25 protein-coding genes are annotated in these 21,556 nt (G+C 60.2%); 11 read left to right on the top strand and 14 right to left on the bottom strand.

The window, feature by feature from the left end:
* Positions 1–173 precede the first annotated feature (173 nt).
* On the top strand, positions 174–626 hold the full coding sequence (locus B1722_RS27760) for a thiol-disulfide oxidoreductase DCC family protein (protein ID WP_041074706.1): 453 nt from the start codon (positions 174–176) through the stop codon (positions 624–626).
* A gap of 8 nt (positions 627–634) precedes the next feature.
* Here B1722_RS27760 and B1722_RS27765 read toward each other — a convergent pair whose 3' ends face one another.
* Together B1722_RS27765 and B1722_RS27770 are read right to left on the bottom strand one after the other, a co-directional pair.
* Positions 635–1,126, bottom strand: coding sequence for a DUF2269 domain-containing protein (locus B1722_RS27765; RefSeq protein ID WP_086794976.1), 492 nt, complete (start codon positions 1,124–1,126; stop codon positions 635–637).
* Positions 1,127–1,128: 2 nt separating this feature from the next.
* Entirely contained in the window at positions 1,129–2,244 is a 1,116-nt protein-coding gene (locus B1722_RS27770; RefSeq protein ID WP_086794977.1) for a saccharopine dehydrogenase family protein, read from the bottom strand.
* A gap of 190 nt (positions 2,245–2,434) precedes the next feature.
* On the opposite strand from B1722_RS27770, the gene B1722_RS27775 reads away from it, so the two are divergent.
* Positions 2,435–3,556: an SMP-30/gluconolactonase/LRE family protein gene (locus B1722_RS27775; RefSeq protein ID WP_086794978.1), complete on the top strand. Its 1,122-nt coding sequence runs from the start codon at positions 2,435–2,437 to the stop codon at positions 3,554–3,556.
* 145 nt (positions 3,557–3,701) lie between these two features.
* Here B1722_RS27775 and B1722_RS27780 read toward each other — a convergent pair whose 3' ends face one another.
* The gene (locus B1722_RS27780) at positions 3,702–4,781 is read right to left on the bottom strand and encodes an SDR family oxidoreductase (RefSeq protein WP_086794979.1); all 1,080 of its coding nucleotides are present in this window, start codon (positions 4,779–4,781) and stop codon (positions 3,702–3,704) included.
* A gap of 74 nt (positions 4,782–4,855) precedes the next feature.
* Between B1722_RS27780 and B1722_RS27785 the strand changes: the two genes are divergently transcribed.
* Both B1722_RS27785 and B1722_RS27790 read left to right on the top strand, forming a co-directional pair.
* Complete coding sequence (locus B1722_RS27785; protein WP_041074696.1) at positions 4,856–5,248, top strand: MerR family transcriptional regulator; 393 nt, start codon at positions 4,856–4,858, stop codon at positions 5,246–5,248.
* Positions 5,249–5,372: 124 nt separating this feature from the next.
* Positions 5,373–5,891 (top strand): DUF1993 family protein, encoded by a 519-nt coding sequence (locus B1722_RS27790; RefSeq protein ID WP_041074694.1) that lies wholly within the window; start codon positions 5,373–5,375, stop codon positions 5,889–5,891.
* 19 nt (positions 5,892–5,910) lie between these two features.
* On the opposite strand, the gene B1722_RS27795 is transcribed toward B1722_RS27790, so the two are convergent.
* Complete coding sequence (locus B1722_RS27795) at positions 5,911–6,345, bottom strand: GFA family protein (RefSeq protein WP_041074692.1); 435 nt, start codon at positions 6,343–6,345, stop codon at positions 5,911–5,913.
* A 164-nt stretch (positions 6,346–6,509) separates the two neighbouring features.
* On the bottom strand, positions 6,510–6,803 hold the full coding sequence (locus B1722_RS27800) for a hypothetical protein (protein ID WP_086794980.1): 294 nt from the start codon (positions 6,801–6,803) through the stop codon (positions 6,510–6,512).
* A 53-nt stretch (positions 6,804–6,856) separates the two neighbouring features.
* Here B1722_RS27800 and B1722_RS27805 point away from each other — a divergent pair, with 53 nt between their 5' ends.
* Both B1722_RS27805 and B1722_RS27810 read left to right on the top strand, forming a co-directional pair.
* Positions 6,857–7,279 carry an SgcJ/EcaC family oxidoreductase gene (locus B1722_RS27805; RefSeq protein ID WP_086794981.1) on the top strand — a complete coding sequence of 141 codons (423 nt, stop codon included), beginning with the start codon at positions 6,857–6,859 and terminating at the stop codon, positions 7,277–7,279.
* A gap of 119 nt (positions 7,280–7,398) precedes the next feature.
* Positions 7,399–7,959, top strand: coding sequence for a fasciclin domain-containing protein (locus B1722_RS27810; RefSeq protein ID WP_086794982.1), 561 nt, complete (start codon positions 7,399–7,401; stop codon positions 7,957–7,959).
* A 65-nt stretch (positions 7,960–8,024) separates the two neighbouring features.
* Here the strand turns inward: B1722_RS27810 and B1722_RS27815 are convergent, their stop codons facing one another.
* From B1722_RS27815 to B1722_RS27825, 3 genes are all read right to left on the bottom strand, one after another.
* On the bottom strand, positions 8,025–9,257 hold the full coding sequence (locus B1722_RS27815; protein ID WP_086794983.1) for an NADH:flavin oxidoreductase/NADH oxidase family protein: 1,233 nt from the start codon (positions 9,255–9,257) through the stop codon (positions 8,025–8,027).
* A gap of 255 nt (positions 9,258–9,512) precedes the next feature.
* Complete coding sequence (locus B1722_RS27820) at positions 9,513–9,992, bottom strand: MerR family transcriptional regulator (RefSeq protein WP_086794984.1); 480 nt, start codon at positions 9,990–9,992, stop codon at positions 9,513–9,515.
* 73 nt (positions 9,993–10,065) lie between these two features.
* Complete coding sequence (locus tag B1722_RS27825; RefSeq protein ID WP_086794985.1) at positions 10,066–10,761, bottom strand: tRNA (adenine(22)-N(1))-methyltransferase TrmK; 696 nt, start codon at positions 10,759–10,761, stop codon at positions 10,066–10,068.
* Between the two features lie 278 nt (positions 10,762–11,039).
* On the opposite strand from B1722_RS27825, the gene B1722_RS27830 reads away from it, so the two are divergent.
* Together B1722_RS27830 and B1722_RS27835 are read left to right on the top strand one after the other, a co-directional pair.
* A complete protein-coding gene (locus B1722_RS27830) occupies positions 11,040–11,738 on the top strand; it encodes a phytanoyl-CoA dioxygenase family protein (protein WP_086794986.1) in 699 nt (232 codons plus the stop codon).
* A 48-nt stretch (positions 11,739–11,786) separates the two neighbouring features.
* Positions 11,787–11,945 carry a DUF2986 domain-containing protein gene (locus B1722_RS27835; RefSeq protein ID WP_065118213.1) on the top strand — a complete coding sequence of 53 codons (159 nt, stop codon included), beginning with the start codon at positions 11,787–11,789 and terminating at the stop codon, positions 11,943–11,945.
* A 26-nt stretch (positions 11,946–11,971) separates the two neighbouring features.
* On the opposite strand, the gene B1722_RS27840 is transcribed toward B1722_RS27835, so the two are convergent.
* Positions 11,972–12,700, bottom strand: a complete 729-nt coding sequence (locus B1722_RS27840) for a class I SAM-dependent methyltransferase (protein WP_086794987.1) — start codon at positions 12,698–12,700, stop codon at positions 11,972–11,974.
* A 281-nt stretch (positions 12,701–12,981) separates the two neighbouring features.
* Between B1722_RS27840 and B1722_RS27845 the strand changes: the two genes are divergently transcribed.
* The 3 genes from B1722_RS27845 to B1722_RS27855 all read left to right on the top strand — a co-directional run bounded on the left by B1722_RS27845 (position 12,982) and on the right by B1722_RS27855 (position 16,863).
* Complete coding sequence (locus B1722_RS27845; protein WP_086794994.1) at positions 12,982–13,416, top strand: GNAT family N-acetyltransferase; 435 nt, start codon at positions 12,982–12,984, stop codon at positions 13,414–13,416.
* A 70-nt stretch (positions 13,417–13,486) separates the two neighbouring features.
* Complete coding sequence (locus B1722_RS27850; protein WP_041074675.1) at positions 13,487–14,323, top strand: PhzF family phenazine biosynthesis protein; 837 nt, start codon at positions 13,487–13,489, stop codon at positions 14,321–14,323.
* A 158-nt stretch (positions 14,324–14,481) separates the two neighbouring features.
* Positions 14,482–16,863, top strand: coding sequence for a DUF3772 domain-containing protein (locus B1722_RS27855; RefSeq protein WP_041074673.1), 2,382 nt, complete (start codon positions 14,482–14,484; stop codon positions 16,861–16,863).
* A 198-nt stretch (positions 16,864–17,061) separates the two neighbouring features.
* On the opposite strand, the gene B1722_RS27860 is transcribed toward B1722_RS27855, so the two are convergent.
* From B1722_RS27860 to B1722_RS27880, 5 genes are all read right to left on the bottom strand, one after another.
* A complete protein-coding gene (locus tag B1722_RS27860; protein ID WP_041074671.1) occupies positions 17,062–17,826 on the bottom strand; it encodes an ABC transporter permease in 765 nt (254 codons plus the stop codon).
* Positions 17,826–19,025: an ABC transporter substrate-binding protein gene (locus tag B1722_RS27865; RefSeq protein WP_041074669.1), complete on the bottom strand. Its 1,200-nt coding sequence runs from the start codon at positions 19,023–19,025 to the stop codon at positions 17,826–17,828. The genes B1722_RS27860 and B1722_RS27865 overlap by 1 nt, the downstream gene beginning before the upstream one ends.
* Positions 18,991–19,833: an ABC transporter ATP-binding protein gene (locus B1722_RS27870; RefSeq protein WP_086794988.1), complete on the bottom strand. Its 843-nt coding sequence runs from the start codon at positions 19,831–19,833 to the stop codon at positions 18,991–18,993. The genes B1722_RS27865 and B1722_RS27870 overlap by 35 nt, the downstream gene beginning before the upstream one ends.
* Positions 19,830–20,900, bottom strand: coding sequence for an acyl-CoA dehydrogenase family protein (locus B1722_RS27875; protein WP_086794989.1), 1,071 nt, complete (start codon positions 20,898–20,900; stop codon positions 19,830–19,832). The genes B1722_RS27870 and B1722_RS27875 overlap by 4 nt, the downstream gene beginning before the upstream one ends.
* 64 nt (positions 20,901–20,964) lie before the next feature.
* Complete coding sequence (locus B1722_RS27880; protein ID WP_041074663.1) at positions 20,965–21,510, bottom strand: carboxymuconolactone decarboxylase family protein; 546 nt, start codon at positions 21,508–21,510, stop codon at positions 20,965–20,967.
* Positions 21,511–21,556 lie beyond the last annotated feature (46 nt).

A 21,556-nucleotide genomic window follows, 5' to 3' on the forward strand; every position in this document is an offset into this window, starting at 1 on the left:
TATAGACCTCCAGAATCTGCCGTCAACCGTTAATTTCAGTTTTCTATCAATGCACCGAAAAGCCTGCTTATATATAGACGCAACGTCAGCGGATGCGCAGCATACGGTCCATCACCTGAAACAATTTCCGGTGATGCTTCACAATGACAGCCCAACTGCCTGGATCGCCCCCCATGCCCGATTCCCGAATACGCCCCACTCCAGCCCCCTTGCTCAATCCAGGCGAGACCGTGGTGCTATTCGACGGCGTCTGCAAGCTATGCAACGGCTGGGCGCGTTTTCTGATTCGTCATGACAACAAGCAGCGAGTGCGCCTGGCGGCAGTGCAATCGCCAGAAGGTCAGGCGTTGCTGGCATGGGCCGGTCTTCCGGTCGACGAGTTCGACACGATGGCGGTGATCCGCGACGAGCATTACTGGGTGCGCTCCGATGCGTTCTTCGAAGTGATTGCACAACTGCCGGCTCGTTGGTCGCCGGTCAGGCTTCTGCGAGTTTTCCCACAAGCACTTAGAGACTGGACCTACGACCGCGTGGCACTGAATCGCTATCGGATCTTCGGCAAGTACGACACCTGTCTGTTGCCCGACCCCGATCACGAACGTCGCTTTCTCAAGTCGCCAATGTGAATGCTCCGCTACAGCATCAACTGCAGCCACTGCCCCGGCGTCATTTTCGTCACCATCATCAAGACAATCACGAACATCCCGAGAAACCCGCAAACGCCCATCCAGAACCACTGTCGATAAACAGCCCGGTAATCAGCATCAACCCCTGCCCCACATTGCACCGCGTCCGCCGCCATCCCTTGCAAACGTTTCTGCAGCAACAGCACCGGCAGCCAGAGCGATCCCACTATCAAGAACAGGATCAGCGACATCAGCACCCAGTCCGTGGTCAAGGGCAACCCGGAAAGCCTTATCAGCCAATAACCCGTCGCGATCTGGATGAAGCCCGCCGGCGTGGTGATCCAGGCGTCATAACGCACCACCATTTTCGCCACATGCGCGATCACTTGTGGATTGTCCGTACGGCTGGCGGCAATCAGGTACAGATAGGAACCCATGCCGAAGCCGAAGAGGAAAATCGCAGCGATGACATGCACGTACTTCACGCTCAGATAAAGCATGCTCACCACATCCCGTCAGAGAACATCACAGACAGGCCAAGATTCTGCGGATCGTTGATCGCTGCCATGTATTCGTCGACGCTGATCTCACCGACACAAGGACGGGCACCCGGTTCGGGCAGGTAACCTCGGACGATCTTCGCGGCCAGAGCGACGACAGCACAACTAGGGATCTCCGGTCCCTTGTCATTCAGCGCGGTCAGTTGCGCCGTCATCGACAACGGCAGGTCGTTCATTCCGACACCCCGCACATCTATATACATCGCACTTTTGCCATCACCGAAACGCTCAAACCATGTCCCCCAGCGATGCAACCTGGCGGCCCACACCCTGTGGTCACGCACCAGCCCCTTCCTCATCGCCAGCGCAAACAGATAATTGGCCACGCCGCCAAGCTTGAGGCCAGCGCCAGCCTTGAAACTCAACGTGTGCGCACCAAACCGGCTGGCAAAGATGTCCATGTCCGGTACATCAACATTGGCCAGCGCACGAGTGCCCAGATTCTGCAGCTTGCGCAGGGTCAGGTCTTCCCAGCCCATCACCTCATGCACTTGACCATTGCGCAGTTGGCGGATCGGTTTGCCCGCATACGCCAGCACCCCCTCGATCGTCGACAACCCCGGCATTTTCGCTGACGAGGAAATGCCGTGCTCGATCGAGTCGATGCGTTTGAAGCGATGGCGCTGCTCATCGATGATCGCCGACGACAGCGTCGGCACCGAACTGCAACCACTGAGGATGGCGACACCGGCCACTCTCGCTCGGGCATCGAGTACGCCGATGCCATTGACGAACGTCCGGCAGTCCGCCAGATCGCAATAGTTGACGCCCGCCTCGATGCAGCTTTCGGCCACCGCATAGGATTGCCCCTGAAACGGTCCGCCCGTGTGAACCACCAGTTGAATATTCATCGCACTCAGAGCAGCGGCGAACCCGGCGCCCATTGCGTCACCACACCAGCGCTCGCAGCTCGCCCCCAACTCAGCGACCTTGCGCTCCAGCTTCTGCGGATCGCGCCCCGAGATCGCCAGTTCGATGCCCGGCATATCGATCAGATGCCGACAAACGATGCTGCCAAAGTTTCCATACCCGCCAACCACCAACACTCTGAGTGCCATCAACGCTTCCCTGAACAATTCAACAACTGCCCCGCAACCGGGCTCGGCGCAGCTTCCCTGATATCACCCGGCCGGGCAAGACAGCATCGGTAAGAGTTAGCGCCATGCCGACCATATCAACTTGTACGATGTCTTATCACAGGGTATTACTACGCCTCCTCAACAAAAATAAAACCACGGAGATCGCTACATGGACTCATTCCTGTCCGCCAAGCCTGAAAGCCTTGATCAAACGAAAGGCAATACCCGCCGCAGTTTCCTGAAAAAGTCGCTCGCTGTTTCCGCCACGCTCGCCACCGTCGGCAGCGCCGCACTGCCCCGCTTCTCCGATGCCGCCGAACCCTTGAGTCAGCGCTACCCTGATCCACTGATTCACATCCTCGACGACAGCTTCCTGGACCTGCGTATTTTCAACGCCAGTATTGAAAAACTCGCCACCGGCATGCGCTGGGCCGAAGGACCGGTGTGGGTCGGTGATGGCCGCTATCTGTTGGTCAGCGACATCCCCAATAATCGCATCATGCGCTGGGACGAAATCACCGACACCTTCACCGTGTACCGCGAACATTCAAACTTCTCCAACGGCATGTGCCGGGATCGCCAAGGGCGTCTGATCGTTTGCGAAGGCTCCACCACCACTCGCGAAGGGCGCCGCATCACGCGCACCGAACACAATGGCACGATCACCGTGCTGGCCGACAGTTTCGACGGCAAGCCCTTCAACTCACCCAACGACATCGTCTGCAAAAGTGACGGCTCGATCTGGTTCACCGACCCGCCATTCCAAACCGGCAATAACTACGAAGGCCACAAAGTCACCCCGACCCAACCCCACGCCGTGTACCGCATCGACGGCGGGAGCCAAAAAGTCACTCGGGTAATCGACGACCTCAACGGCCCCAACGGCCTGTGCTTTTCTCCCGATGAAAAGACCCTGTATGTCGTCGAAGGTCGCGCCAAGCCAAATCGCTTGATCTGGGCGATTACGGTGAAAGACGACGGCACCCTGGGTGAACGCCGCAAGCACATCGAAGGCTTGGACTATGCCGCGATTGACGGCATCAAATGCGACGAAGCGGGCAACCTGTGGTGCGGCTGGGGCGGTAATGGTGATCCCAAGGCCGACCTGGAAAAACTCGACGGCGTGCGTGTTTTTAATTCGCAGGGCAAGTCCATCGGGCACATTTCGCTGCCAGAGCGCTGCCCCAACCTGTGCTTCGGCGGGCGCGAAGGCAATCGACTGTTCATGGCCAGTAGTCACTCGATCTACTCGTTGTTTGTAAATACGCGTGGGACTACGTTTGCGTTGTAAAAACGACGCCGGTCTCGCGGCAGTTCCGTGAATAGCGAAACAAGATCCTGCCGCGCATCCGAGGCTGCGCGGTGACGATCCTTGTCGCTGAATGGTCGTTCGATAGAATGCCGCCCTGTATCGACGGCGCCGCCCAAGGGAGACGTCAGAGTGCCTGGCCCTTGGCTATGTAATACGCGTTGACGAACGTTGCCGTGTGCTGCAAAGCCTGACGTATGTCCGGTTTGGCTATTCCATGCCTGTTGGCAAACTGCTCGACCTTCGCGGTGTTGAAACGAGTGGTCTGGATAAAGTCCAGGGCTTCGGGTTTTGTATCCAAAAACCACGCGACCGGAGGAATACTCAGTAGCCACTTCAGCAGTCGAAGTGAAATGTGATGTTTGGGAGACTTCAAGCCCAAAGGTTTAGCCACCTGTGCCAGGAGTTCTCGCAAGTTTGGCGTTTGATCATCAAGCGCCAGCAGTTCCTCGCCCACCATGGCAGGATCAAAAGCACAAACGGCCACCAGTTCGACCAGATAATCCACGGTGACCAGTGGCAGCCAGTGCTCGGCTGAACCGGGCACTGCAGTCAGCTTGCCCTGCACCAGGTTGCGTATCAGCGCCACCAAAGGCTGGCCGTCAAGGATATGCCCCGTGCGGCTGTGGCCACAGACCGTCGCAGGGTGGACAACGGTCATCTCCCCGCCCTTGGCGGACATGACCTGCAGGGTCGCAAAATGCGCCTCCAGTTTGCTTGCCTCGTAACCACCGACACGCCGGTAGACGGCGGGCCAATTCGTCAACTCCGGCTGACGAGGATCAATGCCGATGCGTTGCAGATGTTCATGATTGTTCAGCATGTAGCCGCCGATCATCACTAAACGGCTTTTTTGCTCAGCCGCCAACAGCGCCACACGCTTTGCCCCCTGCACATTCACTGCACGAGACTGCTCCACCGAAAGCCCCCATGCGAAGTGGGCGCCCAGGTGGAAAATGACGCTGGCGCGCCTCAGCACCTCCTGATCAACCAGGCTCAGCCCGAGATTGTCCTGCTCCAGATCCCCGGCCACGGCAAACACCCGTGTCGCGCACCCGCCTAAACTATCAACTTGCTCGCGCAACGCAGCCAGCCGCTCCGGGCGACGCATCAACACCCGAAGGGTGTGACCTTTTGCACTCAGGTTCGCCAGCAAATGTTGACCGATAAAGCCGGTTCCCCCCGTGACAAAGCACTCCACGCTCATTTCCCTGTTCCTTGTTGAAGGTGAGAAATCCAGCGTAAAGTATCGACCCAACTCTACAGTCAAGCGGTGTTTTCATGAAAATCGGCGAACTCGAGGCTCGCAGCGGCGCCAGCCGTCATACCTTGCGTTACTACGAGCAGATCGGCCTGATCTCACCGCTGCGGCAAACCAACAACTATCGTGTCTACACCGAGCAAACCCTGCAGGATCTGGATTTTATCCAGCGCGCGCAAAGCATGGGATTTTCCCTGGGAGAAATAGGCGAGATTCTGGATGCGCAGCGCAACAAGCTGATCGATTGTGCTGACGGCGCGAAGCTGATTGAAAAGAAGATGGCCGAAATCAAACAGAAAATTGCCAACCTCCAAAGCATTCATCGGTATCTGGATGTAGAGCGTGCGACCCTTGAAGCGAGTGCTGCCAGGCAACTTGAGCTTCAACAGTTGAGCGACGCTGCTAATCATTGAACCTACGGCAAATGCCGTGGGGAGGCTCCTGCGCAAAGTGTGCTGTCGCGGTTATTTTCGACAGCAAATCGACTACCCTTCGCCACCGAGGTCTCACCTTTGAATGACTACACAGGGAATAACCATGTCGATCCATGCAATGACCCTTCCTCGTTTCGCTCAGATGTTGCGCTCGCTGGCGGCCATCCTGTCCAAGAGCGAGGCTTACGCCCTTGAGCGCGGCTACGACGCGCAAGTTCTGCTCGACGCACGTCTGGCCCCGGACATGCACAACCTCGCGACGCAAGTTCAATACACCTGCACCCAGGCACAGGACGCCGTGCAGCGGCTGACACAACAACCGCTGACCAGACTCACACCGCCCGAAAACATGGCGGCGGCCAAGGCATTGATCGACAGCACACTGGAGATGCTGGCGGCGGCAGATCCGGCGCAGATTGACGCCAGCGCGGACAAGAAAATCGCCCTCGATCTGCAAAACGGCATCGCCTTCGACATGACCGGCCGCGAATACGCCGTGGACTGGGCGATGCCGCAGTTCTACTTTCACCTGATCACCGCGTACAACATCCTGCGCCACAACGGTGTGCCGCTGGGCAAGGCGGATTATGTGCAACACATGTTTGCGTATCTAAGGAAGTAATTGCAGCGCGAGCTTCGGGTCAATCAGGATTGACCCGGAGTTTTTGCAGAAGAAACGCCAGTGACTCCACCGCCCCGTGATAACTCTGCGTTGAACGCTGCGTATCCCATGACATGGCATCGTCCACACAGAAATCGCCAACGCATTCCATGCTCAGATCCTCATCAAGCAGTCCGAGCGGAATCCACACGTAAGGCGATTCGCGAAGTGGGTTGGGCACGGTCGAGCCGCACTGTGCGCAGAAGTCGTTTCTGTAGCCGCTGGATTTGATCCAACTGTTGATCGAGTCCTGCCCTGCGTCCCAACGAAAGTCCCGAGCGCTGACCAGAGTAGCGAGGTTGAACCCGACACCGGTCTGTTTGCGGCACAGTGAGCAGTGGCAGCGATAGAAAAAGCGCGGTTCCACCGTGAGGGAAAAGCGTACTGCCGCGCAAAGACACTGCCCTGTTGTCATGGGGACCTCCTTGGAAATGATTGATCAGGCGCTGGCGTCAGGTTTAGAAACAAGCGCGCCGGCAGAACCTCAGCTTACAGACAGAATGTATTGCGCCAAGCGTTGACAGAGATTTGAATGGAATCGTCTATCGAGAGGGCGATCCTTCCCTTTGCGCTCAAAGCCTAAATCAGCTTTTCGACCAAAACCGTGTCCGCTTCGATAGACATGTCGCCAAAATCACCCTCGAGAGTTAGAACGTTTTCAACAAAGCTGATCCCTTCCAGCTCTCCGAGGACGCGAGAATTTTGAATGTGCAGAGCACCGAGACTGATGGGCAACTCTGCGCCATCGATATTCCACGCCGTCAGTTTGCATCGGCAGCCGTCCTTCAGGCTGACGACCATTTCGAAACAGCGATGTGCCTGATCCAACGTGAACGATAAAACGTCGCTACTTTCGAGCGCTTGTACATCCATACTGAGTTTCTTATGTTCAAAAGCGCATTCTAACGATCTGCGAGGCCCCGGCCATGACTCAGATAAAAAAACCCGAAGACGCTCCAGGCGCATTCCAGGCAGCCTGGAACGCTCACGACATGGCGACACTCGGAGCTCTGTTCGATCCGCAGGCGACGTTCGTCAATCGTTTCGGCCACTTCGTTCGGGGCGTCGAGCAGATCGTTGCGCTGCACGCGCCCATTCACCAGACGATCTATCGTGACTCCACTCTTGAGAATGAACTGATCGATATTGATCCTGTGGCTGACGGGGTGGCGATCATTCATTTCTGGAGTCGTTTGTCGGCCGGAGCTGCACATCCGGCCGGGGCGCATGTGGTGGATACGCTGATTCTCGCGGTGCTGATCAGGCAGAACGAGGCTTGGCGCATCAGAGCGCTGGAGAATGTGACCCTGACCAACCCGCGCACAGGTGAAGCCACCCTGCGTGATTAGCGGTAATCCGTTTCGGCGTACCGCAAAAGGTTTTTCGCTGCATGCTGCATCCGTTTCCCCCCCTGCTCCGTACATTCAACACCCTCATTCGAAGGGTCGAAGAATCAAGGAGACGCACCATGCACATGCTCATCAAACGCCTTGCTGTCGCTTGCTTCACTCTGTTCTGCCTCGGCGCCGGATCCAGCTTTGCCGCCGATACCGTGATGGTTGGCGGCGCGGCCATGTATCCGACGAAGACCATCGTCGAAAACGCAGTCAACTCCAAGGATCACACGACCCTGGTCGCTGCGGTCAAGGCCGCCGGGCTGGTGGATACGCTCAACAGCAAGGGCCCGTTCACGGTCTTCGCTCCTACCAACGAAGCCTTCGCAAAACTGCCCGCCGGCACTGTCGATACCTTGGTCAAGCCTGAACACAAGGCGGACCTGACGAAGATCCTGACTTACCACGTCGTAGCCGGCACTCACACTGCCAAACAGCTGATGGACGACGCCAAAATGCACGGCGGCAAAGTGATGCTGAAAACCGTCCAGGGCGAATCGCTGACCGTGATGTTGCACGAAGGCAAGCTGTGGGTGCAGGACGCCAAAGGTGGAAAAGCTGCCGTCACCATCGCGGACGTCATGCAATCCAATGGCGTGATTCATGTGGTCGATACGGTGCTGATGCCGAACTGACCGGTTGACGTGGGCGGGCTCTCGTCAGAGCGTCCGCCAACGTCACGATTGAAATGCCTTGCGACTCACGCCGAACGCTTTTCCACCCAGCGCCGATATTGCCGAGTGCGAAACGCCATGCCGATCTGCTGCAGTATCAGCGCGCGCAACGGTGACACCCCCGGATCAGGCTTTTTCGCCCGACTGAGTTTACCGAGCTGAAACTTCACCACCGCCATGTTCGCCAGGGCGGCAACGGCCTTGTTTTTCCAAGTGATCGGCGGCAATTGCGGGGCGTTGTCCTTGCCCTGCTGCCAGTCGCGCGGCAGGTACGGATCGATGGCCAACGCGGTGCCGATGCCGACCATGTCCACACCACTCTGCACGACGCTTTCGGCCACCGGGCGACGACGAATGCCCCCCGTGACCATCACCGGCATTTTCGCAACGGTCTGGATGTCCCGGGCAAACTCGACGAAATAGGCCTCACGAGCCAACGTGCGACCATCGCGCGCCTCACCCTGCATGGCCGGGACTTCGTAGCTACCACCGGACAGTTCCACCAGATCCACGCCCAGATCGTTGAGCAGCTCGACGACCTTTTTCGCATCGTCAGCGGTGAATCCGCCGCGCTGGAAATCGGCAGAATTGAGTTTGACCGCTACGGCAAACTCTGCAGAAACCACTGCCCTGACTGCTTTGACAATCTCGACCAATAACCGCGCACGGTTCTGCAGAGAGCCGCCCCACTCGTCCGTCCTTTGATTGGTCAGTGGCGAGAGAAACTGGCTCAACAGATAGCCATGAGCGGCATGGATTTCCACCCCAGTGAAGCCGGCCTGTTCACCGAGGCGTGCGGTGTGCGCAAAGCGCTGGATGACGTCCTCAATCACACTGGCGGTCATGGCGTGGGGCGTGGCGAAACGCTTGGACAGTTTGCCCAGGTCCAGCGGCACCGCTGACGGCGCCCAGGTTTTCTGCCCGAGGTTGGACTGCATCTGGCGCCCCGGATGATTGATCTGCAACCAGAACTGCGCACCGGCAGAACGGCCGATCCGCGCCCAGCGCTTGAACTTTTCGAGTTGCTGATCATCTTGCAGCACCACGCCGCCCGGCCCGGTCATCGCGCGGCCGTCGACCATCACGTTGCCGGTGATGATCAGCCCGGCACCGCCATCGGCCCACGCCTGATACAGACGCATCAATTCTGCGGAGGGTGCCTGGTCGGCGTCCGCCATGTTTTCTTCCATGGCGGCTTTGGCGATACGGTTCTTGATGGTCGAACCGTTGGGTAAGGTCAGGGGGTCGAACACATTCATGGAGCAGTCCTCAACTGGAGATGAGGCCACCATAAGATTGAAGTCAACTTTAAGGTCAATGACTTTTTTCAAGGTGATTTCGCTGACTCATGCGCAGGCTCCATAGGACCTGATAGCAGCGTTATTGCCTTGCCCAATCAGCTTCAGACGCTAGCGTTAACGTCAGGTCGAGGGTCAAGCAAAAGTCCGATACCATCAGCAAAAATTATTCGCAGCAGCGGGGTTGACCTTAAAGCGAGGTTTAAGGTGAGCCCGTCAGGCTCTGGATGTCTGACGGGCGTTGGCTTTTCTTGCCGCAGCCGCTGGCTGCTTGTCGGGCACAGAAGCCACGCCGTCTTCGCGCAGCCGATGGATCAGCATCTGTGCATTGTCAGCACACGCCATCCCCGCAGGCTTATCCTCGATCCCCTTGATGGCCCGCAGCAACTGCTCCTTGTTCTGCGCCAGTCGCTGCTGCAGGACTTCGATTTCATCGACTTTTCGCTTCAAGCCACTGAGCAACTGGTCGTGCTGCCAACCGCTGGCATCCATCGGCATCAACTGACGGATTTCCTCCAGGGAGAAACCCGCCGCCTGCGCGCCGGTGATGATCTGCAATACCCACTGAGTGTCAGGTGCGTAATCGCGATAGCCATTGGCTTTGCGCGCGACCGAAGTGATCAACCCGCTCGCCTCGTAAAAACGAATACGCGAAGGCGCCAGTCCGCTGATTTTTGCCAGTTCACCGATTCTCATGTCCGACTCCGCAAGCACGTTAACCTTGAAGCTGACTTTAAACCTGAAGGAGCGCAAGCGCCAACACGGCAGATCAAGCCAACAACTCAGTAATCCACTGAATCTGTCGCGAAATTTCTTCCAGTTTTTCCTCGGGCACTTCCTGGCGCGCCTGTTTGAAACTGGTCAGGGTTTTCTGTTTCTGGCGTAAGAGACGCCGCCACTTGGCGATGAATGCCGGGCTGCGTGCTTGCATCAGCAACGGGCCGAAGTACAACTGTTCGGCGCTGTAGCTCACCGGGGCGCCGCGCTCGGCGACGATGATTTCGTAGAAGAAACGGTTTTCCTGCAGCACTTCCTCGTCGAGGATGCGGTAGCCGTTGTCCATCAGCCATCGGCGCAGGGGTTGCTCGCCGCCGTTGGGTTGCAGGATCAGCCGCTCGTGACCGCGCAGACGCGCCTTGCCGCTGTCAAGAATGTCGCGAATCGTCTCGCCGCCCATGCCACAAAGGCTGATCGCGGAAATCTCGTCGTCCGGCTCGATCGCCGCCAGGCCACTGGCCAGACGCACAGTGATGAACGGCTGAAGATCGTTGTCGCGCACCGTGCGCACCGCGGCATGGAACGGTGTCTGCGCTACCTCGCCGGCCACCGCCGCAACGATGGCGCCACGGCGCATCAGAGCCACCGGCAGATAGCCGTGATCCGAGCCGATATCCGCCAACCGCGCGCCAGCCGGTACATGCGCCGCCACCCGCTCCAGTCGCATGGACAATGTGTGTTCGTTCAACTGCCGCCCTCTTCCCCAGCCATCGCCGGCACTGCTGGCCGGACAAGGGGCGCGACTCTAGCGGGCGGTGGCGGGTATTTCAAATCCGGACGCGCGGGCCGGTGTTCCGATGTAGCCTCGATGCAGAGGCGCATGCGTCGGCTATCCTCATTGCAACCGGTCTACGAATCTGCGCGCAGCCCTGTCGCAAAACAACACATGCACTCTTGGAAAAGATCAATCTTGAACACAGCCCTCGGCGCGCTGCTGACCAGCGATTTCCTGACGTTACCGAAGCCATGATCGAGCGCGAGCAGCTTCACCGGCAAGGTTACGCGCTGCTGCGCGATGCGATCCCGGGGAATTGGCTCGCCGACCTGCGCGCGGTATTCGATGCAAATGTGCAAGCTTCGGAACACTGGCCGGTCCCGCGCGGCATGGACTGGCGCCATTCGCTGCTGGACCTGGATGCAACGGTGCAAGCGGTGTGTCGCTTGCCGCAGGTTCTGACGGTGGCAGGCGAGTTGATTGGCGAACGCTACTTCCTGTCCCAGGTCGAGGGTCGCGAACCGCTGGCCGGTGGCGGCCATCAGCAACTGCACCGCGACTTGTCGATTCAGCGGCCCGGCGACATGGTCAACGCCATCGCCTTTTTCGACGACTACGGCCCCGACAACGGCGCCACGCGCATCGTCCCGGGCAGTCACCGACCTTCACCACAACAGCCACCATTCGACCCCAACGACGAGACTGCAGTCGTGCAGCTTTCAGGGACTGCGGGGGACATTTTGCTGTTTGACGTCGATCTGATCCACGCGGGCAGTCGCAACGTGAATGGCGCACGTCGGCGCTCTATTCTGATCAACTATTGCGCGCAGGCACTGTATAGGACGCAGCTGGAAACAGCGGGCTTGCGCGGTGTGCGAATGGACACCCGTGAGCAGTTTGATCCCGCATCGCTGCAACAGGCTCGCCAAATGGCTGCGAGCCGGTTCTAATGCGCGCTTGATGGGCATATGCCCGGCTCCACTTCACCGAGTAGAAACATGAACCGCCAAAAGAAACTGCAACAGTTGTTCAAGGAAAAGGCCAAAAAGGCCAGCGCCAAACTGGCGCCGAAAAAGCCCAAATACATCAGCAAGGCCGACCGTGCAAAGATGGCTGCCGAAGCGGCCGCCGAACCGGTTGAGAGCAGCGAGAGCTGATTCTGCAATTCAGGTTTCGATCACACTCAGTCGGCTGAGACAGGCTGTCGGCACGCCAGCCACGCGCCCCAGAACAGACTGCTGAAGAAGCGCGTCGCCTGGCCGAATCCCGCCTTATGCAACAACGCCTGAACCGCTGCTTCGGAATGCGGCGGATCCGCGCCCTGCAGGATTTTCCCGAGCTTGGCGGCCACCTCCTCAGCACTCGCGCCTTGCTGCCGCCATCTCTGCCCCCACGCCTGCAGCAATAACGGTTGGCTGGCATAGGCGTAATGATTGCCCGCCACAATCAGCGGTGCGCCCGGTTTCAGCCGCACCTGGACCGAGCACAGGATGTGTTGTTTGGGTTCGTCACCCTTGAGGTGATGAAGCACGCCGATCAATGTTGCCGCATCGAAGGATGGGGCGGCCGGCAAGTCATCGACATGCCCGAGATACAGCTGCGTTCTGTGCAGTAATTCATGGACCTGCAATTGCTGCGTCGCGGCGTCCAGCATGGGTGCCGAAGGATCGACAGCGGTGAAACACCAGTCCGGCTCCAGCGCGGCCATTGCGATGATTTCCTGCGCCGTACCCCCCGCGCCCACCACCAGCACGTTTGCCGCCCGCGCCGGGCCGAGCGTAGCCGCCAACATGCAAGCCGCCAGATCGTGACAGGCGTCGTAACCGGCCAGTGCGATACGGCTCTGTCTGGCGTACTCGCTGGCGCGCGAGGTGTCGAATTTTGCTGCAGGGTTGGTCGAGGATGAGGCCACGATGATTCTCCTTGTCGTTGGGGCACGCTACGCCGGGAAACGAGACAAGAAAAATCGAATCATTTCATAGGCCACATTCCTGCCGGGAATAGGGATCGGCTGTAGCTTAAAACCGGCGAAACTCCCCGGTCATCCGCTGGAGTTCAGCAGGCTTGTGGAGCGGGTAGCGTTGTAATTGTCCGGGGGCAGTCAGATGCTGCGGCCATGATCAATCCGAATTGCCGTTTATTGTTGCAGCCGCTAGCCTCAGCAACAGCCAAAAGCACAAATCAGAGACCCGCATGACGCTACGCCCCGCCACCGATGGTGACCAGACAACCCTCTTTGACTTGCATCGCGCAGTCTTCCGCGAGCACATCGAGAAAATATGGGGCTGGGATGAGAAGTGGCAACGGGCAAATTTCACAGCGGAATTCGCCTGCGCAGCCACTTCGGTTATTGAACAAGATGGCCGGATTATTGGATACGTGCAGATTCTGGATAAAGAAGATCGAATCCAAGTTCAGAACATCGCTATTTCGCAGGCGTACCAAGGCAAGGGCATTGGCTCGCGCATACTGAGGAACCTCCAGCTGGAAGCCGCTGCCCGCAAGGTGCCGTTGCAGTTGGGCGCTTTTCGCACGAACACATTGGCGCAGAAGCTCTATGAACGACTGGGCTTTCGCCGGACTGGCACAACCGACACGCATATCGAAATGTCATGGACCGGCACCTGACAGTCTGCGCCCATAATCCGAATCCATCGGCGTAAAAGACCTTCCCTGACTCAACCTGTAAGGACATTCAATGCCACGCTCGCTGCAGTTCGTACAAGTCGACGTATTCGCCGATCACCCCTACGAAGGAAATGCTCTGGCCGTGGTGGTGGATGCTGATGGGCTGACGACCGAGCAGATGCAGGCGTTCGCCCGCTGGACGCAACTCAGTGAGACCACTTTTCTGTTGAAGCCCGAGGCGCCGGACGCGCACTACCGTGTCCGTATCTTTACACCGTTGCGAGAGCTGCCCTTCGCTGGGCATCCCACGCTGGGCAGCTGCAAAGTGTGGCTCGCGCAGAACGACAAGCCTGAGCAGGTCGAGATTATTCAGGAGTGCTCGGCGGGCTTGATTCGGGTACGCAAACAAGGTGCGCAACTGGCGTTCTCCGCACCACCATTGGTGCGCAGCGGGCCGCTGGAGGCATCGACGCTCAACCTGATTGAACAAGGACTCGGCCTCGCCACCGGGCAGATCCGCGCGAGCCAATGGGTCGATAACGGCCCGGGGTGGGCGGGCGTGTTGCTGGCGAGTCGCGAAGACGTGTTGGCGATCAAGCCTGATTACGCGGCGCTGCAGGGGCTGAATGTCGGGGTTATTGCGCCGTGGGCGGGTCACGACGCTGAAACGGACGTGGAAGTCAGAGCCTTCATGGGCGAGGAATGCGCCGAAGACGCCGTCACCGGCAGCCTCAATGCGAGCCTGGCTCAGTGGCTGATCGGCTCAGGCATCCTTGGCGAGCGCTACACCGTGAGCCAAGGCACCGCCATCGGCCGCCGCGGCCGATTGCACATCCAGAACGTGGACGGCACCGTCTGGGTCGGCGGTGCCGTTCAGCACTGCATTTCCGGACGGGTGGTGTTTTGATGAGCCATGGAAGCCTGGCTGCGGCATTATGAGGACAACCACAGCAAAACACGCACGCCCTGCTGCGCCCCCGCCCTGCTAACCGGAAATTTTCCGCCGTGCCCGGTTCGATCACCTAACCTCATAGATTGTGTGATCAACGAGAACCGGTCCCTCCGATGCGCAACACATTGAAGTCATTGTTTTTTGTCGCGCTGACCGTGCTCGCTTCGGGCAGTTCGCTGCTGTGCGCGGCGGATTTGCCGGCGCCCTCGGCGACCACTGCGGCGCCGCTGGTGGAGGTCTCGCAAAGTGATCTGCAAGCCTTGCAACTGCGTCTTGACGGCCTGAAGCAGCAGATTTCCGCCGCCAACAATTACAACCAGCTCGAAGGCCCGCAGGACCGGGTGCAGACGTTCATTCTGGATGTCGATCGGTTGTCCGCATCGTTGTTGCCGCAGCAGGCGCAACTGGCGGTGCAACTGGGGGTGCTCGGCGCCGCACCGGATACGCAGATTGCCGCCGAACAGGCGGAAATCGCCGCACAACGGGCGTTGCTCAGCGAGCAGAAAAACAAGGTCGATGCCACGCTCAAAAGCCTTGCCGCGCTCAAACAAAGCGCAGCCGAGCTGATTACACAAATCGCCGGCATCCGCCGCACACTGCTCGAAAGCGAACTGACGCTGCGCACCGACAGCATCCTGAGCCCGGACTTCTGGTCGCCATTGGTCGCGCCGGAGCCGGACGACCGCCAGCGCCTGAAGTTTTTCATCGATCAGGTGAACCTCACCTGGGCCACCGTATGGGCCCCGGGGGAACGGTTTTTCACCTGTGTGCTGGTGCTGCTGGCGCTGGCTTTCTGGACGGTCGGCCGCCGACTTGCCGAACGCGGTCTGACCTGGCTGTGCATCCACCGCATGCCGGAAGGTCGCCTGCGTCGCAGCGCGCTGGCATTCGCCTCGGCGCTGGCGACCCTGGGCACCACAGCCATCGCCCTGCATCTGCTGTTCTATGCCTGCACCCGTCACGAGCCGCTGACGCCAGTGCTGCAGACTTTTTCCGAAGAATTCGAAAAAGCCGTTTACGCCTGCGTCCTGATCACCGCGTTGAGCCGCGCACTGCTATCGACCCAGCATCCTTCATGGCGGCTGCCGGCGATGGCCGATTCGGTGGCGCTGGCGTTGCGCCCCTATCCGAGGATTCTCGCCGCCACCCTGCTGGTGCTGGTGACGCTGGTGCAAGTCAGCAACGCCACCGGCATGAGCAGCCAGATCGTGATCGCCCAGCGCGGGGTGATTGCCATCGTGGTGATCGTGATTCTGGTGCCGTTGCTGTTGCGCGTCGGCAAAGTGCGCAAGGCGTTGATCAGCGCCAACGAACCGGAGGCCGCCAGCACGTTTGCCGGAGCGATCTACAGCATCGCCACGGTGTGCATGGGCGTGTCGGCGCTGGCCTTGCTCACCGGCTACGTGTCGCTGGCCCGCTTCATCACTTTTGAGCTGGTATGGGCCTATATCGTGCTGGCCGGGTTCTATTTACTGGTGCAAGTGGTCAAGGACGCCTGCGAGTACCTGTTCTCGCCGCGCTACTCGGCGGGCAAGACGCTCAAGCAGACTTTGGGCCTGGGCGACCGGCGGCTGGAACAGATCTCGATTGTGCTGTCCGGTGCCAGCCGCGCCGGGCTGTTGCTGCTGGCGGTCATCACCTTGTTCGTCGGCGGCATCGGCACCACGTTCGGGCAACTGACCAGCAATGTCCTGGGCATTCTGGGTGGTGCCGGCTTGCGCAAGCTGAACATCGTCCCTGCGCACCTGGTCAATGCGGTGCTGGCGCTGCTGATCGGTATCTACCTGATCCGCGCCCTGCGCCGCTGGCTCGACAACGAATTCCTGCCCAAGACCGACATGGATCCGGGCATGTGCGCGTCGCTGAGCACGCTGTTTTCCAACATCGGTTATGCCACGGTTATCCTCCTGACGCTGTCGTCACTGGGCGTGCGCTGGACCAATCTGGCGTGGATCGTCAGTGCGTTGTCGGTGGGGATCGGTTTCGGCTTGCAGGAAATCGTCAAGAACTTCGTCTCCGGGCTGATCCTGCTCACCGAACGGCCAGTGAAGGTCGGCGACCTGATCAGCATCAGCGGTGTCGAAGGCGATATCCGCCGGATCAACGTGCGCGCCACGGAAATCCAGCTCAGCGACCGCTCCATCGTGATCGTGCCCAACTCACAACTGATCTCGCAGAACCTGCGCAACGTCACCCTCGGCGGCAGCGCCCAGGGGGTGGCGAGCCTGGAGCTGATGTTCCCGCTGGACATCGACCCGGAACAGGTCAAGGAACTGCTGCTGAACACCTACCGCGAAAACGAAAACATCCTCGACAAACCGGCGTCGTACGTACGCTTCAGCAAGCTCTCGCCCGATGGCATCACCTTGACGGTGACGGGCTATGTCGGCAGCCCACGGATCGTCGGCGGAACCAAGAGTGATCTGCTGTTCGAGATTCTCAAGCGCCTGGGGGATGCGGGGATTGCGCTGGCGAAACCGGCGTCGAGCCCGTGACCCCTAAAAGGTTTTGCGGTGTACACGGACTTGGTTACTGGCCGAGATTACTGTGGGAGCTGGCTTGCCAGCGATGGCGGTGGGTCAGTCTACAAGGGTGGAGGCTGACACGGCCCCATCGCTGGCAAGCCAGCTCCCACAGGGCTTTGTGGTGATTGCGGGATTGCGCGCAGGGAGCGAGCCTGCTGGTGAAGAGGCTCAGGCCGGCGCCCAGCGTCGGTGTAGCCAGCGCGCGAACGCATCCAGCGTAAAACCCAGTACGCCGATCAGCAGCACCATCGCCATCAGTTCCGAATACGCCAGGCGATCACGCGTATCGAGGATGAAGTAGCCCAACCCGGCGCTGACCCCGAGCATCTCGCAGGGTACCAGCACGATCCACAGAATGCCGATCGACAGCCGGACCCCGGTCAGCACATGGCCGAGCACGCCGGGGAGGATCACCTTGCGCAGGGTTTCCCAGCGGGTGGCGCTGAGGCTGCGGCTGAGTTGCAGCCAGCGCGGATCAAGCTGGCGCACGCCGGCCACGGTGTTGAGCAGGATCGGCCACACCGCAGCGAAGGTCAGCAGAAAGTAGATCGGCTGATCACCAACGCCCAGCAGCATCACCACCACCGGCATCCACGACAACGGCGAAATCATCCGCAGAAACTGAAACGCCGGCGTGGTCGCCGCTTCCAGATGCCGGTAGCTGCCAATCATCAAGCCCAGCGGTACACCGATCAGCAGCGCCAGCAGCAGCCCGACCAGAATCCGCTTCAGACTGACCAGCACATGCTCGTACAGCTCCGGGCGCAGCAACAGTTCGCCGAGGCTCGCCAGAGTTGCCTCGGGTGAAAAGCGCAACGCCAGGCTGTCGTTGCCGCCAAACAGATGCACACCCAGCCACCACAGCAGCAACAGGCACAACAGCCCCGCTACACCCAACAAACCCTGCACGGTCAATGAAGATCGCTGGCGCATCAGAGGCCGAACTCCTCGCTGCGTTCGAAGCTTTCCGGCAGGCCAAAGGTCTGCATGCCGCCAACGGCCGCGATGGCGTTGCGCACGAAGCGATCATCCACCAGATCCTTGGCGGTCTGCTGCGGATCAAGGCCGGCGAGGAACCCCTTGTCGCCCTCGATCAACGTGTCCTTCAGACGTTTGACCAGTTCTTCGGTGTAGCTGGGGAACGGGTACGGCTGAAAATCGATGCGCTGCTCGTCCCAATGGCTGTGCTGAATCGCGCCGCTGGCCAGATATTGCTCGCGGTCGCTGGTGGCCGGCGACAGCACCCGGTCGAGCACCGGTTGCGCGTGGGGCGTGTAGCGATTTTCGCCGTCCCTGGACAGCAGCTTGGCGGCCTCGGCGCGGTTGTCGCGGGTCCAGACCTGCGCCTTGACGATCGCGTTGACCACTTTCTGCGACCACTCGGGACGGTTGTTCAGATCCTGCTCGTGCATGAACACCACGCAGCAGGCGTGATTGCGCCAGACGTCGCCGGTAAAGCGCTGTACTCGGCCGACCTTGAGTTCCTCGGCCAGGGCGTTGAACGGCTCGGCGACGATGTAGCCGGCAATGCGTTTGCTCGCCAGGGCCGGCGGCATGTCCGACGGCGGCAGCACCAGCAGATTGACCTCGTTCGGCGCCAGCGCGGCGCTCGCCGATTTGCTCACCGGCAACAGCCCGTGATCGCGGAACAGCTGCTGCACCACCACGTTATGAATCGAATACCAGAACGGAATCGCCACCGATTGCCCACCGAGTTGCTTGACCTCGGTGATGCCCGGCGCCACGGTCAGGCCCGAGCCGCCGACGTGGTTCCACGCCACGACCTTGGCCGGCACCTTGCTGCCGTAACGCGCCCACACGGTCATCGGCGACAGCAGATGAATCACGTTGACCTGCCCGGAAATGAACGCCTCGATCACCTGCGCCCAACTGCGCAGCAGCACCGGGCGCTCGGCCTGAATGCCTTCGGCCTCGAACAGCCCGTTGTTGTGCGCCACCAGCAACGGCGTGGCGTCGGTGATCGGCAGATAACCGATGCGCACCGGCGCGTTCGGCTCGGCAGCGGCACGGGCATTCAGGCTGTTGAGCAACGGCAACGCGCCGCCAGCGGTCAGCAACGCGCTGAGTTTGAGGAAGTCACGACGTGTGTGAGTAAAGTCGTCCAGGCACATGGTCAATCTCCGACGTAGCGGGCACAGGTTGAATGAGGGGATTGCGGCTCGCCCGCCGAAGGGTTTTGAGGATGTCGATGCGCAGCGCGCCCAGTTCCTCAACCAACTCGGCACGCGGCTGAGGCAGATCGATGCGCCACTCGCCGAGGATGTGCGCCGGGCTGTTACCCAGTAGCAGAATCCGCTCGGAAAGCAGCAGGGCTTCGTCGATGTCGTGGGTGATCAACACGGCTGCGGTGTGGTGCTCGGCAATCAGTTGCAGGAGCAACTGCTGCATGTCGGCGCGGGTGATTTCATCCAGCGCGCCGAACGGTTCATCGAGCAACAGCACCTGCGGCTGCCGCGCCAGACACCGCGCCAGCGCGGTGCGTTGGGCCATGCCGCCGGACAACTGCGTCGGGTGCGGCAACCGCGCGTGTTCGAGGCCGACCGCAGCGATGGCGTGGTCGATCCGCGTCTTGCGTTGTTCGGCCGTCAGGTGCGGCTGGCGGGCGAAGTCGAGACCGAAGGCGACGTTCTTTTCCAAAGTCAGCCACGGCAACAGGCTCGGGTCCTGAAACGCCACCGCCACCCGAGGGTGCGCACCGGTCAGCGGTTCGCCAAGCAGGCTCACCCGGCCCTGCTGCGGTGCCTGCAACCCCGCCAGCACACGCAGCAGACTCGATTTGCCGACACCGCTGGGGCCGAGAATCGTCACCACTTCGCCGGGCTGCAATTGCAGGTCGAAGTGTTCCAGCACGGTGTGCCAGCCCTGCTCTCGCGGGTAGCCGAGGCTGATGCCATGCGCCTCCAGCACCGGCGCGGTCATGCCGTCGCTTCCCGTTTCTGCCGCTGCAATTCAGCGCGCAGTTGCACCAGGCTCGGCGTGACGATCGGCACGAACGCCGACTCACGCCAGCGCCGGGCGAAACCACTGCCGTGCTCGGTCAGATAGGCCTTGCCGCCGCTGGATTGCAATTCCAGTTGCACCGCATTGGCGGCGGATTCGGCCAGTGCGATGCGGATCTGGAACAACGCGCCCGGCTGGGTCAGGAAGCGTCCATCATGCAGGCCCTGCTTGAGCGCGTCGACGCTCCGAGCCAGTTGCTCGCGTTGTTCTTGCAACGGCTCCAGCAGAATCGAACGACCATTCTGTAAATGTCCTTCGACCTCGGCCAACGCACGTCGCGCCAGGCCCAGCGCCATGCCGCACTGCAAGCCAAGAAACGCCGGGCGCACCGCCGGTAGAAACTTGCGCGCATCTTCATGCAGCAGCCATTCGCGACCGACCGCCACTTGCGCGAAATCGATGGCGGCAGTGTTGCTCGATTGCAGCCCCATCAGCTGCAGGTCGGCGGAACGTGTTACGCCGGCCGCGCCATCCGGGATGGCTAGCACGAAGGGTGAACCGCCCGCCTCATGCTCGATCGCCGCCGCCACCACAAAACCGCTTTTGCGCAGGTTGGTCACCCAATGCAGGCGCCCGTTCAAGGTCCAGCCGTCAGCGGCACTGGCGGCGCGCACTTGCAGTGCCTCGATGCCTGACAGGTACTTCATCGCGTTGGACAGACCGGTGGCGCCGGCCAGTTCTGCGCTGAGCAGTGAAGGCAGCAGCTTTTCCCTTAGTGCAGCGTTGGGACTGTGCAGCAAGTATTCGATAAAGGCCCTTTGGCCCCAGAATACGAACGCCGCTGCCAATGAATGGCTGGCGACGGCGGCCAGGGTTTCCACGGCATCGCTGACGTGGCCACCGCTGCCGCCCAGCGCCGGGCTGACGCCGACCCGTAGCACCCCGGCCTGCGCCAGTTGTGTCAGCACCTGTTGTGGATCGCCGTCGCCCGCATCCAGGGCCTGGGCGTTGTGTTCCAGCCATTGCATCAATGCCGGATTGAGCATGTCGTTTCTCTCCTTGTACGCAGCCGCATCAACCATAGACGATGCGGCCCGAAGCGCTGGCGGATTACGCGCGATACGCCGCCAGCTCAGGGTTGAGCGGCGTGTCGGCGAACACGTTGGCGAAGTTGCACAGGGTCGCCAGGCTGATGCCGAGGATCACTTCCAGCGCATTGCCTTCGGTGTAGCCGGCGGCCTTGAATTGGTTGAAGGTCTGATCGCTGACCTTGCCCCGGGTGGCAATCACCTCGCGGGCAAATGCGGCCAGGGTTTCCAGTTTTGCCACGGGCACAGTGGCTTTTTCACGCAGCGCACTGACCACTTCCGGCGGCAGTTTTGCCTTATTCAGCGCCACGGCGGTATGACCTGCGACACAGAAATCGCAACCATGGTTGGTCGCGGCAATCAGTTGCACCACTTCGCGCTCGGCGAGGCTGAGTTCGGACTTGCCATTGAGCGCCGATACCGTAACGTAGGTTTCCAGTGCGGCCGGGGCATTGGCCAGCACGGCCAGCAGGTTCGGAATGAATCCGGAGTTTTTCTGCGCATTTTCCAGAAACGGTCTGGCGGCTTCGGGAGCGCTTTGCACGGTGTGAAGAGTGACGCGCGACATGGAGTGGACTCCTGCTGTTGAGTGTCCGGCCAGTCTGTTGGTTATA

The organism is Pseudomonas sp. SCPG-7, from assembly GCF_002156405.1.
GTDB lineage: Bacteria > Pseudomonadota > Gammaproteobacteria > Pseudomonadales > Pseudomonadaceae > Aquipseudomonas > Aquipseudomonas parakoreensis.

Coding starts and splice junctions, on each gene's coding strand:
- B1722_RS27835 (WP_065118213.1), top strand. CDS start 11,787: ATGAACCGCCAAAAGAAACTGCAACAGTTGTTCAAGGAAAAGGCCAAA.
- B1722_RS27855 (WP_041074673.1), top strand. CDS start 14,482: ATGCGCAACACATTGAAGTCATTGTTTTTTGTCGCGCTGACCGTGCTC.
- B1722_RS27865 (WP_041074669.1), bottom strand. CDS start 19,025: ATGTGCCTGGACGACTTTACTCACACACGTCGTGACTTCCTCAAACTC.
- B1722_RS27800 (WP_086794980.1), bottom strand. CDS start 6,803: ATGGATGTACAAGCGCTCGAAAGTAGCGACGTTTTATCGTTCACGTTG.
- B1722_RS27795 (WP_041074692.1), bottom strand. CDS start 6,345: ATGACAACAGGGCAGTGTCTTTGCGCGGCAGTACGCTTTTCCCTCACG.
- B1722_RS27760 (WP_041074706.1), top strand. CDS start 174: ATGCCCGATTCCCGAATACGCCCCACTCCAGCCCCCTTGCTCAATCCA.
- B1722_RS27820 (WP_086794984.1), bottom strand. CDS start 9,992: ATGAGAATCGGTGAACTGGCAAAAATCAGCGGACTGGCGCCTTCGCGT.
- B1722_RS27765 (WP_086794976.1), bottom strand. CDS start 1,126: ATGCTTTATCTGAGCGTGAAGTACGTGCATGTCATCGCTGCGATTTTC.
- B1722_RS27780 (WP_086794979.1), bottom strand. CDS start 4,781: ATGAGCGTGGAGTGCTTTGTCACGGGGGGAACCGGCTTTATCGGTCAA.
- B1722_RS27845 (WP_086794994.1), top strand. CDS start 12,982: ATGACGCTACGCCCCGCCACCGATGGTGACCAGACAACCCTCTTTGAC.
- B1722_RS27850 (WP_041074675.1), top strand. CDS start 13,487: ATGCCACGCTCGCTGCAGTTCGTACAAGTCGACGTATTCGCCGATCAC.
- B1722_RS27785 (WP_041074696.1), top strand. CDS start 4,856: ATGAAAATCGGCGAACTCGAGGCTCGCAGCGGCGCCAGCCGTCATACC.
- B1722_RS27770 (WP_086794977.1), bottom strand. CDS start 2,244: ATGGCACTCAGAGTGTTGGTGGTTGGCGGGTATGGAAACTTTGGCAGC.
- B1722_RS27870 (WP_086794988.1), bottom strand. CDS start 19,833: ATGACCGCGCCGGTGCTGGAGGCGCATGGCATCAGCCTCGGCTACCCG.
- B1722_RS27860 (WP_041074671.1), bottom strand. CDS start 17,826: ATGCGCCAGCGATCTTCATTGACCGTGCAGGGTTTGTTGGGTGTAGCG.
- B1722_RS27815 (WP_086794983.1), bottom strand. CDS start 9,257: ATGAATGTGTTCGACCCCCTGACCTTACCCAACGGTTCGACCATCAAG.
- B1722_RS27875 (WP_086794989.1), bottom strand. CDS start 20,900: ATGCTCAATCCGGCATTGATGCAATGGCTGGAACACAACGCCCAGGCC.
- B1722_RS27805 (WP_086794981.1), top strand. CDS start 6,857: ATGACTCAGATAAAAAAACCCGAAGACGCTCCAGGCGCATTCCAGGCA.
- B1722_RS27790 (WP_041074694.1), top strand. CDS start 5,373: ATGTCGATCCATGCAATGACCCTTCCTCGTTTCGCTCAGATGTTGCGC.
- B1722_RS27830 (WP_086794986.1), top strand. CDS start 11,040: ATGATCGAGCGCGAGCAGCTTCACCGGCAAGGTTACGCGCTGCTGCGC.
- B1722_RS27810 (WP_086794982.1), top strand. CDS start 7,399: ATGCACATGCTCATCAAACGCCTTGCTGTCGCTTGCTTCACTCTGTTC.
- B1722_RS27775 (WP_086794978.1), top strand. CDS start 2,435: ATGGACTCATTCCTGTCCGCCAAGCCTGAAAGCCTTGATCAAACGAAA.
- B1722_RS27880 (WP_041074663.1), bottom strand. CDS start 21,510: ATGTCGCGCGTCACTCTTCACACCGTGCAAAGCGCTCCCGAAGCCGCC.